Source organism: Xanthobacter sp. NM-59 (assembly GCF_021401125.1).
Taxonomy (GTDB): Bacteria; Pseudomonadota; Alphaproteobacteria; order Rhizobiales; family Xanthobacteraceae; genus Xanthobacter.
Window position 1 is genome coordinate 607,978 of sequence record NZ_JACBFQ010000001.1, and the last position, 14,787, is coordinate 622,764.

Annotated in this window: 14 protein-coding genes; 11 read left to right on the top strand and 3 right to left on the bottom strand. The window is 67.2% G+C overall.

Going from position 1 to position 14,787, the window contains the following annotated elements:
- The first annotated feature begins 5 nt into the window (after nucleotides 1-5).
- The 7 genes from L0966_RS02855 to L0966_RS02885 all read left to right on the top strand — a co-directional run bounded on the left by L0966_RS02855 (nucleotide 6) and on the right by L0966_RS02885 (nucleotide 6,042).
- Nucleotides 6-1,343, top strand: a complete 1,338-nt coding sequence (locus L0966_RS02855) for a pyruvate dehydrogenase complex dihydrolipoamide acetyltransferase (protein WP_234050327.1) — start codon at nucleotides 6-8, stop codon at nucleotides 1,341-1,343.
- A gap of 173 nt (nucleotides 1,344-1,516) precedes the next feature.
- Nucleotides 1,517-1,753, top strand: coding sequence for a YdcH family protein (locus L0966_RS02860; protein WP_234050328.1), 237 nt, complete (start codon nucleotides 1,517-1,519; stop codon nucleotides 1,751-1,753).
- Nucleotides 1,754-2,001: 248 nt separating this feature from the next.
- A complete protein-coding gene (locus L0966_RS02865) occupies nucleotides 2,002-2,622 on the top strand; it encodes a nucleoside 2-deoxyribosyltransferase (RefSeq protein ID WP_234050329.1) in 621 nt (206 codons plus the stop codon).
- Nucleotides 2,623-2,670: 48 nt separating this feature from the next.
- Complete coding sequence (lpdA, locus tag L0966_RS02870; RefSeq protein ID WP_234050330.1) at nucleotides 2,671-4,086, top strand: dihydrolipoyl dehydrogenase; 1,416 nt, start codon at nucleotides 2,671-2,673, stop codon at nucleotides 4,084-4,086.
- A gap of 82 nt (nucleotides 4,087-4,168) precedes the next feature.
- Nucleotides 4,169-4,447, top strand: coding sequence for a GlsB/YeaQ/YmgE family stress response membrane protein (locus L0966_RS02875; RefSeq protein ID WP_234050331.1), 279 nt, complete (start codon nucleotides 4,169-4,171; stop codon nucleotides 4,445-4,447).
- A gap of 179 nt (nucleotides 4,448-4,626) precedes the next feature.
- Nucleotides 4,627-5,580 carry a lipoyl synthase gene (gene lipA / locus L0966_RS02880; protein WP_234050332.1) on the top strand — a complete coding sequence of 318 codons (954 nt, stop codon included), beginning with the start codon at nucleotides 4,627-4,629 and terminating at the stop codon, nucleotides 5,578-5,580.
- Nucleotides 5,581-5,586: 6 nt separating this feature from the next.
- Complete coding sequence (locus L0966_RS02885) at nucleotides 5,587-6,042, top strand: SRPBCC family protein (RefSeq protein WP_234050333.1); 456 nt, start codon at nucleotides 5,587-5,589, stop codon at nucleotides 6,040-6,042.
- A gap of 29 nt (nucleotides 6,043-6,071) precedes the next feature.
- Here L0966_RS02885 and L0966_RS02890 read toward each other — a convergent pair whose 3' ends face one another.
- The 3 genes from L0966_RS02890 to L0966_RS02900 form a co-directional block, all read right to left on the bottom strand.
- Entirely contained in the window at nucleotides 6,072-6,467 is a 396-nt protein-coding gene (locus L0966_RS02890) for a rhodanese-like domain-containing protein (protein WP_234050334.1), read from the bottom strand.
- Nucleotides 6,468-6,551: 84 nt separating this feature from the next.
- Nucleotides 6,552-7,043 (bottom strand): CinA family protein, encoded by a 492-nt coding sequence (locus L0966_RS02895; protein WP_234050335.1) that lies wholly within the window; start codon nucleotides 7,041-7,043, stop codon nucleotides 6,552-6,554.
- On the bottom strand, nucleotides 7,040-8,242 hold the full coding sequence (locus tag L0966_RS02900) for a bifunctional 2-C-methyl-D-erythritol 4-phosphate cytidylyltransferase/2-C-methyl-D-erythritol 2,4-cyclodiphosphate synthase (protein ID WP_234050336.1): 1,203 nt from the start codon (nucleotides 8,240-8,242) through the stop codon (nucleotides 7,040-7,042). Before L0966_RS02900 ends, L0966_RS02895 begins: the two co-directional genes overlap by 4 nt.
- A gap of 267 nt (nucleotides 8,243-8,509) precedes the next feature.
- Between L0966_RS02900 and dusB the strand changes: the two genes are divergently transcribed.
- The 4 genes from dusB to L0966_RS02920 all read left to right on the top strand — a co-directional run bounded on the left by dusB (nucleotide 8,510) and on the right by L0966_RS02920 (nucleotide 14,787).
- Nucleotides 8,510-9,532: a tRNA dihydrouridine synthase DusB gene (gene dusB / locus L0966_RS02905; protein WP_234050337.1), complete on the top strand. Its 1,023-nt coding sequence runs from the start codon at nucleotides 8,510-8,512 to the stop codon at nucleotides 9,530-9,532.
- 17 nt (nucleotides 9,533-9,549) lie between these two features.
- Nucleotides 9,550-10,680 carry a nitrogen regulation protein NR(II) gene (locus L0966_RS02910; protein WP_234050338.1) on the top strand — a complete coding sequence of 377 codons (1,131 nt, stop codon included), beginning with the start codon at nucleotides 9,550-9,552 and terminating at the stop codon, nucleotides 10,678-10,680.
- 7 nt (nucleotides 10,681-10,687) lie between these two features.
- Nucleotides 10,688-12,130 (top strand): nitrogen regulation protein NR(I), encoded by a 1,443-nt coding sequence (ntrC, locus tag L0966_RS02915; RefSeq protein WP_234050339.1) that lies wholly within the window; start codon nucleotides 10,688-10,690, stop codon nucleotides 12,128-12,130.
- Nucleotides 12,131-12,540: 410 nt separating this feature from the next.
- Nucleotides 12,541-14,787, top strand: a complete 2,247-nt coding sequence (locus L0966_RS02920) for a PAS domain-containing sensor histidine kinase (protein WP_234050340.1) — start codon at nucleotides 12,541-12,543, stop codon at nucleotides 14,785-14,787.

A 14,787-nucleotide genomic window follows, 5' to 3' on the forward strand; every position in this document is an offset into this window, starting at 1 on the left:
CCGCGATGCCCGTCGATATTCTGATGCCGGCCCTCTCGCCCACCATGGAAAAGGGCAACCTTGCCAAGTGGGTCAAGAAAGAGGGCGACACCGTCAAGTCCGGCGACGTGATTGCCGAGATCGAGACCGACAAGGCCACCATGGAAGTGGAGGCCGTGGACGAGGGCGTGCTCGCCAAGATCCTGGTGCCGGAAGGCACCCAGGACGTTCCGGTGAATCAGCTCATCGCCGTGCTCGCGGCGGAGGGCGAGGACGTGAAGGCCGTCGCCGCTTCCGCCGGGCAGGGCGGTGCCCCTGCGGCCGCGCCGGTGCCCAGCGCTCCGGCTCCAGTGGCGGCCGCGGCTCCCGCCGCAGCGCCCGTCCCGGCGGTGGCTCCCGCTCCGCAGGCCGCGGGTGCGCGCGTGTTCGCTTCGCCGCTGGCCCGCCGCATTGCCAAGGACAAGGGCCTGGATCTCAATGCCGTCGCCGGCACGGGTCCCCATGGGCGCATCATCGCGCGCGACGTCGAGGCTGCGCAGCCTGGCGCCAAGGCGGCTCCTGCGCCCGCCGCCGCAGCTCCCGCAGCCGCGGCCGCAGCTCCGAAGGCGGCGTTGGCCAGCGCCCCGGGCGTTGATCAGATCAAGGCCATGTACGAGCCGGACAGCTATGAGGAAGTCCAGCTCGATGGCATGCGCAAGACCATCGCCCGCCGCTTGGTGGAAAGCGAGCAGGTCACGCCCACCTTCTTCCTGACGGTGGATTGCGACCTGGACGACCTGATGGCCCTGCGCGAGCAGGTGAACGCCAACGCGCCCAAGGACAAGGACGGCAAGGCCGCCTACCGCGTCTCGGTCAACGACTTCATCATCAAGGCGCTGGCTTTGGCCCTGCAGAAGGTGCCGGCCTGCAACGCGGTGTGGGCCGAAGACCGCATCCTGCGCATGAAGCACTCGGACGTGGGCGTGGCGGTGGCCATCGATGGCGGCCTTTATGCGCCGGTGGTGAAGAAGGCGGAGCAGAAGACCATCTCCGTCATCTCCAACGAGATGCGGGATCTTGCCACCCGCGCCCGCAACAAGAAGCTGAAGCCGGATGAGTATTCCGGTGGCTCTTCCTCCGTGTCGAACCTCGGCATGATGGGCATTCGCAACTTCACCGCCATCATCAACGCGCCGCAGTCGTCCATCTTCGCCATCGGCGCGTCCGAGGGCCGGGTGGTGGCGCGCGGCGGCGAGATGAAGATCGTGACGCAGATGACCGTCACCATGACCTGCGACCACCGCGTCATGGACGGCGCCCTGGGTGCCGAGCTGCTCGCCTCCTTCAAGGGCTTCATTGAGAAGCCCATGAGCATGCTCGTTTGAGCATGCTGGTCTGAGTAGGGGGTTACGGGCTGGCCCGGGTGTTGCCGATGGGCCGGCTGGTGTAAGGCAGGCGCGGCTCGCGTCGCGAGCGCCTGCGCCCGTTTGGGCGCGTGACAGGACTGGTGCCGCCGCGTCTCGCCGACGCCGCGGTGCCCAACACAGGTGAAACGAAGATGAGCAATACGCCCCACGAACTCGTCGCCGATTTTCCGGAATATGCCGAGAAGATCCAGGCCCTGAAGACGAGCGATACGCATTTCGCCAAGCTCTACGATGCCTATCACGAGGTGAACGGCAAGGTGCATCGCGCCGAGACCGACGTCGAGCCCACGGGCGACGAGGAAATGGAGACCATGCGTCGCGAGCGCATGCAGCTCAAGGACGAGCTCTACGCCATTTTCTCGAAGTGATCTTCGGCCGGTGATGCGCCGGGCTCCTGAGCCCGCGCGCCTCGCCAGCAAGAGGCGGGTTTGGCCCGTCTCCCCTTCGGCCGCGCACGCCGCTCCCCATCCGGGACGGCGGCGCGGACCTTGGACGCTCGGTGGCGCCGAATCCCGGCGCGGGCAGGCCCCGGGCGACGATTGACACAGATTTGCGGGAGCTGAAGCGCGCGCCGCGCGCTCAAACGGTCCGGCGCCCCGCCGCCAAGGGGCTCAGCATGGCGCGGGTGCGCGCCGACGAAAGGGCGACCTGGATGAAGCTCTATCTTGCCGGCCCGGAAGTGTTTCTCGACGATGCGCGCGAGATCGGGCGGCTCAAGCTGGAGCTGTGCGCCGACTTCGGCTTTACCGGCCTTTTCCCCATCGATGGCGAGCCGCTGCTGGTGGATGAAGGCGGCACGCTGGCGCGGACCATCTTCGCCAACAACCTCTCGCTGATGCGGTCGGCGGACGCGGTCGTTGCCAACCTCACGCCATTTCGTGGCATCAGCGCCGACCCGGGCACGGCATTCGAGCTCGGCTTCGCGTTCGCGCTGGGCAAGGCCGTGGCCGCCTACAGCAATGCGCCTGGCGAGTTGCTCCACCGCGCCCACGCCGCCATCGGGCCGGCGGAAGGCGAGGGGCGGGCCCACACGTTTCTTGCCGATGGGCTCCATGTGGAGGACTTCGGCCATTTCGACAACCTGATGCTGGCGGAGGCGCTGGAATCCAGCTGCCTGCCGGTCATCCAGGCCGAGACCCACGCGGAAGACCCGTTCCGCGACCTCACTTTGTTCGAGCAGGTGCTCCAGGCGCTGGCCGAGGCCCGCGCGGCGGGGCGGCTTGCCCCTTCATCCTGATTTTCCGCCGGACTGCACGCGGCGAAAAGGCATTTCGAGGAGGCTCCCATGGCAGAGACCTACGACATCATCGTCATCGGCGGCGGGCCGGGCGGCTATGTGGCCGCCATCCGCGCCGCGCAGCTGGGCTTCAAGACGGCCGTGGTGGAAAAGAGCCACCTGGGCGGCATCTGCCTCAACTGGGGCTGCATTCCCACCAAGGCGCTGCTGCGCTCCGCCGAGATCTACCATTATATGGAGCACGCCAAGGATTACGGCCTGGCGGCGGAGAAGATCTCCTATGACATCGCCGCCGTGGTGAAGCGCTCGCGCGGGGTGTCGAGCCAGCTCGCCACGGGCGTGGGCTTCCTCCTGAACAAGAACAAGGTAGATGTGATCTGGGGCAAGGCCACCTTCGCCGCTCCCGGCCAGCTGAAGGTGGAAGCCGCCGCCAACCCGCCCAAGGGCGCCAAGGGCGGCGGCGATTATGAGGCCAAGCACATCATCATCGCCACCGGCGCCCGTCCGCGCGCGCTGCCGGGCCTGGAGCCCGACAAGAAGCTGATCTGGACCTATTTCGACGCTCTGGTACCGGAGAAGACCCCCAAGAGCCTGCTGGTCATGGGCTCGGGCGCCATCGGCATCGAATTCGCCTCCTTCTATCGCACCATGGGCGCCGAGGTGACGGTGGTGGAAGTGCTGCCCCAGATCCTCCCCGTGGAGGATGAGGAGATTGCCGCCATCGCCCGCAAACGCTTCGAGAAGCAGGGCATGAAGATCATGTCCGGGGCGAAGGTCACGGGCGTCACCAAGCAGGCCGACAGCCTCACCGTCCATGTGGTGGACGAGAAGGGCGCCAAGCACGACATCAATGTTGAGCGGATGATTTCCGCCGTGGGCGTGGTGGGGAATGTGGAAGGCCTGGGCCTGGAGGCCATTGGCGTGAAGCACGAGCGCGGCATCATCGCCACCGACGGCTATGGCCGCACCAATGTGTCCGGCGTCTATGCCATCGGCGACATCGCCGGCGCGCCTATGCTGGCGCACAAGGCCGAGCATGAAGGCGTGATCTGCGTGGAGACCATCAAGGGCCTTCACACCCACCCCATGGATAAGGGTAAGATCCCCGGCTGCACCTATTGCATGCCGCAGATCGCCTCCGTGGGCCTTACCGAGAAGAAGGCGAAGGAAGCCGGGCGCCAGATCAAGGTGGGCCGCTTCCCCTTCATCGGCAACGGCAAGGCCATCGCGCTGGGCGAGCCGGACGGGCTCGTGAAGACCATCTTCGACGCCAAGACCGGCGAGCTGCTGGGCGCCCACATGGTGGGGGCGGAGGTGACCGAGCTGATCCAGGGCTTCGTGGTGGCGATGAACCTGGAGACCACCGAGGAAGAGCTGATCCACACGGTTTTCCCGCACCCGACCCTGTCGGAAATGATGCATGAGAGCGTGATGGCCGCCTATGGCCGCGCCATTCACATCTGACATGGCCTTGGCGCTGCGCCGGGTCGCAAATTGAGCTAAGAGAAGGAGCCGCCCCATGCCGGGGCGGATGGCGGGGGCACGCATGAGCAGTGAAACCTATGCGGTTCTGAACCAGCCGGGCGTCGGCTTCTTCTCCATGCTCATCATCGGCATCATCGCCGGCTGGGTGGCCGAGCGGGTGACCGAGAGCGATCACGGCCTGCTCACCAATCTGCTGGTGGGTGTGCTGGGCTCGTTCGTCGGTGGCTGGCTGGCGCAGCAGCTCGCCATTCCGGTGTTCGGCTTCTTCCGCACCCTGGTGGCGGCCATTGTCGGCGCCATCATCCTGCTGTGGGTCTGGCGGGCCATCCGATCGCGATAGGGCGCTGAAACCGCGTCGCCACGGCGAGTGGCGCGCGGCATGGGCCTCGCTTATATGGGGAAGCACTTCCCCGAACGTTGGGTCATCCCCGCGCGGATTGCGGGGCAGATGCCGCTTCCCCGCCGGGGCGCGGCGGCAGAGGTTCGGCCCGCAAAGGGCCGCGCGAAGTGGAACACGCCATGGTCAATGTGATCAACACGCTGAACCGTCCCCGCCACCCGGAAAAGGCCCACCGCCCGCTCACCGAGGTGCAGCGCAAACCGGAATGGATCCGCGTGAAGGCGCCCGGCTCGGCCGGCTGGTCGGAGACGGCGGGCATCGTGCGCGCCAATGGCCTGCACACCGTGTGCGAGGAGGCCGGCTGCCCGAACATTGGTGAGTGCTGGGAAAAGAAGCACGCCACCATGATGATCATGGGCGACACCTGCACCCGCGCCTGCGCCTTCTGCAATGTGCGCACCGGCATGCCCGGTCCGCTGGACCAGGACGAGCCGCAGAAGGTGGCGGACGCCGTGGGCAGCCTGGGCCTCTCCCATGTGGTCATCACCTCGGTAGACCGGGACGACCTGGCCGATGGCGGGGCGGAGCATTTCGCCCGCACCATCGGCGCCATCCGCGCCGCCAGTCCCAAGACCACCATCGAGATCCTCACCCCCGATTTCCTCCGCAAGGACGGGGCGCTGGAGGTGGTGGTCGCGGCCAAGCCCGACGTGTTCAACCACAATCTGGAAACCGTGCCGTCGAAGTACCTCACGGTGCGGCCGGGCGCGCGCTACTTCCACTCCCTGCGCCTGCTGCAGAAGGTGAAGGAGATCGACCCCACCATCTTCACCAAATCCGGCATCATGGTGGGCCTGGGCGAGGAGCGGAACGAGGTGCTCCAGCTGATGGACGACCTGCGCTCGGCGGATGTGGATTTCCTCACCATCGGCCAATATCTCCAGCCCACCCGCCAGCACCACAAGGTGGAGAAGTTTGTCACCCCGGACGAGTTCAAGGCCTATGAGACGGTGGCGTTCGCCAAGGGCTTCCTGATGGTGTCCTCGAGCCCGCTCACCCGCTCGTCCCATCATGCGGGCGAGGACTTCGCCAAGCTGCGCGAGGCGCGTGCGGCCAAGCTGCGGCGGGCCTGATCTGCCGTGCCGTCCTTTTCCAATGCGCGGCGGGTGAAGCACACCGCTGCCCACATGTTCGATCTCGTGGCCGATGTGGAGCATTACCCGGAGTTCGTGCCCCTCTGCGCGGCGCTGCGAGTGAAGCGGCGCGCCCGATCGGATGACGGCGTCGAGATCCTCGTGGCCGACATGACCGTGGCCTACAAGATGATCCGCGAGACCTTCACCTCACGCGTCATGCTGGACCGCCCGCGCCTCGCCATCCATGTGGAATATCTCGACGGCCCCTTCAGCCGGCTCGACAACCGCTGGGAGTTTGTGGCGCGCGGGGAGGGCGAGTGCGAGGTGAAATTCTTCATCTCGTATGAGTTCCGTTCGCGCGCGCTGGGCCTGCTGATGGGCGCCATGTTCGACGCCGCCTTCCGCCGCTTCGCCGATGCCTTTGAGGCGCGGGCCAATGAGGTCTACGGCGCCGTCTGAGCCCGGCGCCGCAAACGCGGCTGGAACGGCTATTTCTGTTCGAAGGGCGCGCCGGTTTCCTTCCAGGCCTTGAAGCCGCCTTCCACGTGCATCACCGGCTTCAGGCCCATGTCCATCGCCGTCGCAGCGCTGAGGGCCGAGCGCCAGCCGCCCGCGCACAGGAAGATGAAGGTCTTGTCCTCCGCGAAGACCGGCTTGAAATAGGGGCTTTCCGGGTCGATCCAGAATTCGAGCATGCCACGCGGGCAGTGGAAGGCACCAGGAATGCGTCCCTCGCGCTCCAGCTCGCGTGGGTCGCGCACGTCCACCAGCACCGTGTCGCCCTGGGCCATGCGCTCCGCGGCCTGCAGCGGGCTCAGCGCCTCCACGCGCGCATTGGCGTCCGCCAGCAGGGCCTTGTAGCCGCGGGTGATGGTCTGGGGCATGAAAAGTCCTCCCATTGCATGTGATTTATGCCAGGGAGGAAGGCGGGGCGAAGGTATCCTGTCAAGTCCTCCGGCGCTGGCCCGTCAGGCCGCGGCTTCCGCGAGCAGGGACAGGGCGACCAGCACCGACCGGCGGCGGATCTCCGCCCGCCCCAGATCGCCGAAGCGCATCTCGCAGTGCCGCGTGGTGCCGTCCGGCCGTGCACAGGCAAAGTGCACGAGGCCAACCGGTTTTTCCGCCGAGCCCCCGCCCGGCCCGGCGACACCCGTGATGGACACCGCCGCGCTCACGCCCGCAGCGGCGCGCGCGCCCTCGGCCATGGCGCACGCGGTTTGCCGGCTAACCGCCCCATGGGCGGCGAGGGTCGCTTCAGGCACGCCAAGCATGGCGCTCTTGGCGCCGTTGGAATAGGTCACGAAGCCACGGTCCACCACATCCGATGATCCGGGAACGGCCGTGAGGGCGCCGGCGACCAGGCCGCCCGTGCACGATTCGGCGGTCGCCAGCGTCCAGCCCTTGGCGCGGAAGGCGCTGAGCACCTTTTCGGCGGCGGCGTAGGTGTCTGCGTCGATCATGCGTCCTCCGAGGCGGGCAGGCGGATGGTGGCGCTGGCCATGGCGGCGATGCCCTCGCGGCGCCCGGTGAAGCCCAGCTTCTCCGTGGTCGTCGCCTTCACACTCACACGGCTCACCGGCACGCCGGCAATGCGCGCGATGGAGGCGCGGATCGCTTCCCGGTGCGGCCCCACCTTCGGCGCCTCGCAGATCAGGGTAAGGTCGAGATGGGCGATGCGCCCACCGCGCGCCGCCACCAGGTCCACCGCATGGGCCAAAAAGCGATCGGACGCGGCGCCCTTCCATTGCGGATCCGACGGCGGGAAGTGGGAGCCGATATCGCCATCACCCAGCGCGCCCAGCACCGCATCGGTCAAGGCGTGCAGGCCCACATCCGCGTCCGAATGGCCGGCAAGGGCGAAGGCGTGGGGAATGGCAACGCCGCCGAGGATCACATGATCGCCGGGCGCGAAGGCGTGGACATCGAAGCCGGTGCCCATGCGCACGTCCGGTAGTGCGAACAGGCCGGCGCCCGGCGCCTCCTGCGCGGCGCGGGCCAGGTCTTCGGCCGATGTGAGCTTCATATTCGCGGGCTCCCCTTCAAACGTCGCCACGGAGCGGCCGGCCCATTCCATCACCGCCGCATCGTCGGTGAGGTGCACGATACCGGCGGCGGCCGCCGCCCGATGGGCGTTGACGAGGGCCGCAAGGTCGAATGCCTGGGGTGTCTGCACGGTGCGCAGGGCGGAACGATCGAGGGTGGCGCTGACGAGGCCATCCTCGCCCACCACCTTGATGGTGTCGGTGACGGGCAGCACCGGAATCGCCGCCTCATGCGCCTCGGCCGCGGCAATGGCGCGGGAAATGAGCGCCGGCGAGACAAAGGGCCGGGCCGCATCATGAACGAGGACGCTGCACGGAGTTTGGGCTGTGAGGACCTGAAGCCCTGCCCACACCGATTCCTGCCGGGTGGCGCCGCCCGCCACCGGTGCCAGCATCTTGGGCAGATCGGCGGCAGCTTCCGCAAAGAGGTCAGAATCATCTTTATGAATAACGGCCAGCACACCGCTGATTCCCGGATGCTCCGCGAACCGGCGCAGGGTATGGCGCAGCACCGGCTCGCCGGAGATCAGGCGGTATTGCTTGGGCAGAGGGCCGCCCGCGCGGGTGCCCCGGCCAGCGGCGACGACAACGGCGATGCAGCGCCGGGAAGTGTTCATGGAGCGGATCTTTCCGGACGTCTTTCGTTGCACGCATGCGGTTTGGGGCGCCATGTGCCGAGCGCCGCAGGGTTCATCGAAGGTGTGTTGAAGCGCGCCTTCCCGGCCCGCGCAAGGGGCGATAGCCACGGAAGCGTGATCGACCCTATTTGGTGCTGCGCCGCACATCTGCGCACACTGCACTTGCACGGGCGCCGCAAATGTCTAAGATCTAGGCAACACTGACCTGGCCCAATTTCTGTGCATCAAAACGACGCCCTTTCGCACATGACGACGCCCGCCCCGCCGCCGACGGTGCTGCGGATCGGCCCCCATGTGCTGCCCAACGCGGTTCTGCTCGCGCCCATGGCCGGCATCACCGATGCGCCCTTGCGGCGCATGGCGCTGCGATATGGCGCTGGCATGACCATTTCCGAAATGGTGGCCAGCAATGCCCTACTCGAAGGCCATCCGGAGATGATGCTGCGCGCCGAGGGGGAGGGCGTGGCGCTGCACGCGGTGCAGATTGCCGGCAACGACGCCTACTGGATGGCGGAAGCGGCGCGGATGGCCGAGAGCGCGGGCGCCGGCCTCATCGACATCAATATGGGCTGCCCGGCCAAGCGCGTCACCACCGGCGCGGCCGGCGCCGCCCTGCTGCGCGACCTGCCGCTGGCGCGGCGTATTCTGGAGGCGGTGCGCGCCGCGGTCTCGGTGCCGGTCACGGTGAAGACCCGGCTCGGCTGGGACGGGACGAGCCCCACCGCCGTGCAGCTGGCGCGCATGGCGGAAGAGGCGGGCCTCGCCATGGTCACGGTACATGGCCGCACCCGGTGCCAGTTCTATACCGGCGGGGCCGATTGGGCGGCCATCCGGCCGGTGACGGACGCCGTGGCCATTCCGGTGATCGCGAATGGGGACCTGACGGCGGTGGAGGATGCGCCCGCCATGCTCGCGGCATCCGGCGCCAATGGGGTGATGATCGGGCGCGGCGCGCAGGGCCGCCCCTGGTTTCCGGGCCAGGTGGCACGGATGCTGGCGGACGGCACGGTGGCGGAGGACCCGCCCCTCGCGGAGCAGCGGGACGTGCTGCTGGAGCTCTATGACGGTTGGCTGTCCCTCTACGGCGCGGCACTGGGCCTGCGCCAGGCGCGCAAGCACCTGGGCTGGGCGCTCGATGCCGCGGGCGGGCAGGGCGAGGAATGGACACGCAGTTGGCGCGCGCGCCTGCTCACCGCCGAGGATCCGGCGGCGGTAAAGGCCGGCATCGCGGCCGCCTATGACGAACTGATGTGGAGGGCGGCGGCATGACGGCCGAAGCCAGAAAAATGACCAGCAAGACCAAGTCTTCCCAGCAAGACCAGGACCAGTGCCTGACCCGCGCGATCCTGGATGCCGTGCCCCACCCTTTATTCACCATCTCCGATACCGGGCATGTGGTGGACGCCAATGTGGCGGCGGAGGCATTTTTCGAGGTGAGCGCGCCGCTGCTGCGGCGCCGGCCATTCACGGAATTCGTGCCCTTCGGCACGCCGCTGCTGGGCCTGATCGAGCAGGTGCGCCAGCGCGGCGCGCCCGTGAACGAGTATCGCGTGGACCTCGGCACGCCCCGCAATGGCGGCGAGCGGATCGTGGACATCCACGTGGCGCCGGTGGCGGAGCGGCCGGACCATGTGGTGGTGATGCTCCAGGAGCGTACCATCGCCGACAAGATGGACCGCCAGCTCACCCATCGCGGGGCCGCCCGCTCGGTGAGCGCGCTCGCCTCCATGCTGGCGCATGAGATCAAGAACCCGCTTTCGGGTATTCGCGGCGCGGCCCAGCTGCTGGAGCAGTCCGCCGGGGATGAGGACCGGGCGCTGACCCGCCTCATCTGCGACGAGGCCGACCGCATCGTGAAGCTCGTGGACCGGATGGAGGTGTTTTCCGACGAGCGCCCGGTGGAGCGCGAGCCGGTGAATATCCATGCCGTGCTGGAGCATGTGCGCACGCTGGCCATGAGCGGCTTCGGCCGCAACATCCGCTTCGTGGAGGATTACGACCCCTCCCTGCCGCCGGTGCTCGCGAATCGGGATCAGCTCATCCAGGTGTTCCTCAATCTGGTGAAGAATGCGGCAGAGGCCATTGATGGTGACCCGGATGGGGAGATCCAGCTCACCACCGCCTTCCGCCCCGGCGTGCGGCTCACGGTCCCCGGGGTCTCCTCCAGGGTCAGCCTGCCGCTTGAGTTCTGCGTGCGCGACAACGGCAAGGGCGTGCCGGACGATCTCGTCCCGCACCTGTTCGACCCGTTCGTGACCACCAAGCCCACGGGCAGTGGCCTCGGACTTGCTTTGGTCGCGAAGATCATTGGCGACCATGGCGGCATCGTCGAATGCGAAAGCCAGCCGCGCCGCACCACGTTCCGAGTGCTCCTGCCCATGTATCGCGGCACGAGTCCTGCCAAAGAGGCCAATTGAGGTGTCCATGCCCACGGGAAGCATCCTGGTCGCCGACGACGACGCAGCGATCCGCACGGTGCTCAATCAGGCCCTGTCACGGGCGGGATACGAGGTCCGCTCCTGCGGCAATGCGGCGACCCTCTGGCGCTGGGTGAGCCAGGGCGATGGCGACCTGGTCATCACCGACGTGGTGATGCCGGATGAGAACGCCTTCGACCTCCTGCCGCGCATCAAGAAGGCGCGGCCGGACCTGCCCGTCATCGTCATGAGCGCGCAGAACACGTTCATGACCGCCATCCGCGCTTCTGAGCGCGGGGCCTACGAATACCTGCCCAAGCCGTTCGACCTGAAGGAGCTGATCTCTATTGTCGGCCGCGCCTTGGCCGAGCCCAAGAAGGGCGACAATGGCGTCCTGCTGCCTGAGGAGCAGGACAATATTCCCCTGGTGGGCCGTTCGCCCGCCATGCAGGAAATCTATCGCCTGCTCGCCCGCCTGATGCAGACCGACCTCACGGTGATGATCGTGGGGGAGAGCGGCACGGGCAAGGAGCTGGTGGCCCGCGCGCTGCACGATTACGGCAAGCGCCGCACCGGACCGTTCGTGGCCATCAACATGGCGGCCATCCCGCGGGACCTGATCGAATCCGAGCTGTTCGGCCACGAGAAGGGCTCATTCACCGGCGCCACCACCCGCAATCCCGGCCGCTTCGAGCAGGCGGAAGGCGGCACCCTGTTCCTGGACGAGATCGGCGACATGCCCATGGAGGCGCAGACCCGCCTTCTGCGCGTGCTCCAGCAGGGCGAGTACACGACCGTCGGCGGGCGCACGCCCATCAAGACCGACGTGCGCATCATCGCCGCCACCAACAAGGATCTGCGCACGCTGATCCAGCAGGGGCTGTTTCGCGAGGATTTGTTCTTCCGCCTCAACGTGGTGCCGCTGCGTCTTCCGCCGTTGCGTGAGCGTTCCGAGGACGTGCCGGACCTCGTGCGCCACTTCTTCCTGCAGGCGGAACGGGAAGGTTTGCCGGCGAAGCAAGTGGATGCCGCGGCCCTGGATCGGCTGAAGCGCTACCGCTGGCCGGGCAATGTGCGCGAACTGGAAAACCTGGTGCGACGCCTTGCGGCGCTTTATCCGCAGGAGGTCATCACCCCGGCGATCATCGATGTGGAGCTGTCCGAGCCGTTGCCCAATCCTCTCAATGAGGAAGGCCCGGTGGACGCCACATTGGCGGCCTCGGTGGAGCGGCATCTCAACAACTATTTTGCCGGCTTTGGAGAGGATCTGCCGCCGCCCGGGCTCTATCACCGCATCCTGAAGGACGTGGAATATCCGCTGCTCTCCGCGGCGCTTGCCGCCACGCGGGGGAACCAGATCAAGGCGGCGGAGCTTCTGGGTCTGAACCGCAACACTCTGCGCAAGAAGATCCGGGATCTGGATATCCAGGTGATCCGCACCAGTCGCTGATCGCAGGCCAGGGGCGGGCCGGTCGCCCTGCTTTCCACAGATGTGGGGCGCCGAAAATTGACCGCATCGGCGCCGGGCATCATCTCGGCGCGATGACACAGGCGCCTCTCGCGCGCCGCATGTGGGGGCGAAAGGTGAGGGGGCGGCAGGCCCGATGCCCATTGGGTGTCCGCGCCTTTCTCTTTGGTTCCGCCGGGGGACTGGGGGCAGGCTCGCTATCGCGTCGGCATTCCCGGATCCAGGGATCCGGCTACCTGCCCGCTTGCATCAACCCGGGTACAACTTCATGCGCCCGTGGCGCATGTCACATTTTTGCACCAGTGTCGTTCCACTGCATCACGCGCTGAGAACTTGTCCGCGTGTGAGTCGCGGTGCGCGTTGCGCAGCCGAATGCGAGGAACGACAGACAGATGATGGATGCGCCGGCCGACGACGCCCCGGGCCTGCCGAAGCCCCGCCGCAGGCATTTGGCGCGGTTCATCGCCCCCACGGTGGTGGTGGTCGCGCTCGCTTTGGCGGTCGCCGCCTTCCTCATTCTGATGGGCCTGACGCGGATCGTGCCCACGCCCCAGGTGGTGGTGGGCGTGCTCACCAGCTGCGGCGTGGCGGGGCTGATCCTGCTCGCCATCATCATCCGCGAGCTGTGGGGCATTTTCCGGGAACGGGCGCGGGGGCGTGCGGCAGCGCGGCTGCTGATCCGCATTGTCGGCCTGTTCACGGTCATCGCGGTCGTGCCCACCGTGGTGGTCGCCATCGTGGCCAGCCTGACCCTGGACCGCTCCCTGGACCGCTACTTTGCCAGCCGCACACAGAACATTGTCGTCACGGCCGGGTCCGTCGCGCAGAATTATGTGCGCGAGCATGCGCTTTCCATCCGCGGCGATGCGCTGGCCATGGCCAATGACATCTCCCGGCTGAAGAGCCTCTATGACAGCGACAAGGAGAAGTTCCAGCAGATCTTCACGGCCCAGGCCGCGCTGCGAAACGTGCCGGGCGCGCAAATCATCCGCCGCGACCTCTCGACCGTGGAGCGGACGGCCCTGCACACCGAGCGGGAATATCTGGTGCCCGCCAACATCGCCATCGGCGAGGCCACCGCCGAGCAGCCCATCATCTATCTGCCCTCCGATGCGGATTTCGTGGGCGCCGTGGTGCCGCTCTCCAATTTCAACGACCTCTACCTCTATGTGGCGCGGCCCATCGATCCGCGGGTCTTCGGCTTCCTGAAAATCACCCACGACACGCTGGCGGACTACCGGGCGCTGGAGGAGCGGCGCTTCAATGTGCAGCTCGCCTTCGCGCTGATGTATGCGCTCATCACACTCATCGTCCTGCTCTCGGCGGTGTGGCTGGCCATCAACTTCTCGAAATGGCTGGTGGCGCCCATCCGGCGGCTCATGTGGGCGGCCGACCGCGTCGCGGCAGGCAATCTCGACGTGCAGGTGCCGGTGCATAAATCCGAAGGCGACCTCGCGACCTTGGGCGAGACCTTCAACAACATGACCTCGGAGCTGAAGACCCAGCGCAACGATATCGTGCGCGCCCGCGACCAGATCGACAGCCGCCGCCGCTTCACCGAGGCGGTGCTGGCGGGCGTCGGCGCCGGGGTTATCGGCCTCGATGCCGATGAGCGCGTCACCATCCTCAACCGCTCGGCCGAGCGCCTGCTGGGCCTGACCGAGGCGGAGGCCCTCGGCCGCAAGCTGGCGGAAGTGGTGCCGGAAACGGCGGACCTGATCGCCGAGGCCGAGAATGCCGGCGAGCGCATCGTGCAGGGCAACATCACACTGCAGCGCGACGGGCGCGAGCGCGTGTTCGCCATGCGCGTCACCACCGAACAGTCGTCCGAAGCCGACCACGGCTGGGTGGTCACCCTCGACGACATCACGGCGCTGATCACCGCGCAGCGGACGTCGGCATGGGCCGACGTGGCGCGGCGCATCGCCCATGAAATCAAGAACCCGCTCACGCCCATCCAGCTCTCGGCCGAGCGGCTGAAGCGCAAGTATGGGCGTCACATCACCCAGGACCGCGACGTGTTTGACCAGTGCACGGATACCATTATCCGCCAGGTGGGCGACATTGGGCGCATGGTGGACGAGTTCTCCTCCTTCGCCCGCATGCCGAAGCCCGTGGTGGACGCGCAGGACCTTGCCGAAACCATCCGCCAGGCGGTTTTCCTGATGCGGGTGGGGCATCCTGCCATCACCTTTGAAACCGATCTGCCAACCGCCCTGCCGGCCCGCTATGACCGGCGCCTGATCTCCCAGGCGCTCACCAATATTCTCAAGAATGCCGCCGAAGCCATTGATGGTGTTCCTGAAAATGAACGCGGCACGCCGCGCATCAAGGTGAAGGCCGAGCAGGTGGGCGAGGATCTGGTGGTCGACATCGTCGACACCGGCATGGGCCTTCCCCAGGACAAGCGGAACCGCCTGCTTGAGCCCTACGTGACCACCCGCGAGAAGGGCACGGGCCTTGGCCTGGCCATCGTGGGCAAGATCATGGAGGAGCACGGCGGCTCCATCGAACTCAACGATTCACCGGAAGGACGCGGCGCCTGGATCCGCCTGCGCCTGCGTGTCGACGGCCAGCCCGCCGGCAACGCCAAGGCGGATGCGACGCTGCCTTCCCCCCCTGCTTCCGGGAGAGCCTGA

What these genes read in the sequence shown, in the direction of transcription:
- L0966_RS02855 (WP_234050327.1), top strand. Translation starts at nt 6, where the DNA reads ATGCCCGTCGATATTCTGATGCCGGCCCTCTCGCCCACCATGGAAAAG.
- L0966_RS02860 (WP_234050328.1), top strand. Translation starts at nt 1,517, where the DNA reads ATGAGCAATACGCCCCACGAACTCGTCGCCGATTTTCCGGAATATGCC.
- L0966_RS02865 (WP_234050329.1), top strand. Translation starts at nt 2,002, where the DNA reads ATGGCGCGGGTGCGCGCCGACGAAAGGGCGACCTGGATGAAGCTCTAT.
- lpdA (WP_234050330.1), top strand. Translation starts at nt 2,671, where the DNA reads ATGGCAGAGACCTACGACATCATCGTCATCGGCGGCGGGCCGGGCGGC.
- L0966_RS02875 (WP_234050331.1), top strand. Translation starts at nt 4,169, where the DNA reads ATGAGCAGTGAAACCTATGCGGTTCTGAACCAGCCGGGCGTCGGCTTC.
- lipA (WP_234050332.1), top strand. Translation starts at nt 4,627, where the DNA reads ATGGTCAATGTGATCAACACGCTGAACCGTCCCCGCCACCCGGAAAAG.
- L0966_RS02890 (WP_234050334.1), bottom strand. Translation starts at nt 6,467, where the DNA reads ATGCCCCAGACCATCACCCGCGGCTACAAGGCCCTGCTGGCGGACGCC.
- L0966_RS02895 (WP_234050335.1), bottom strand. Translation starts at nt 7,043, where the DNA reads ATGATCGACGCAGACACCTACGCCGCCGCCGAAAAGGTGCTCAGCGCC.
- L0966_RS02900 (WP_234050336.1), bottom strand. Translation starts at nt 8,242, where the DNA reads ATGAACACTTCCCGGCGCTGCATCGCCGTTGTCGTCGCCGCTGGCCGG.
- dusB (WP_234050337.1), top strand. Translation starts at nt 8,510, where the DNA reads ATGACGACGCCCGCCCCGCCGCCGACGGTGCTGCGGATCGGCCCCCAT.
- L0966_RS02910 (WP_234050338.1), top strand. Translation starts at nt 9,550, where the DNA reads ATGACCAGCAAGACCAAGTCTTCCCAGCAAGACCAGGACCAGTGCCTG.
- ntrC (WP_234050339.1), top strand. Translation starts at nt 10,688, where the DNA reads ATGCCCACGGGAAGCATCCTGGTCGCCGACGACGACGCAGCGATCCGC.
- L0966_RS02920 (WP_234050340.1), top strand. Translation starts at nt 12,541, where the DNA reads ATGATGGATGCGCCGGCCGACGACGCCCCGGGCCTGCCGAAGCCCCGC.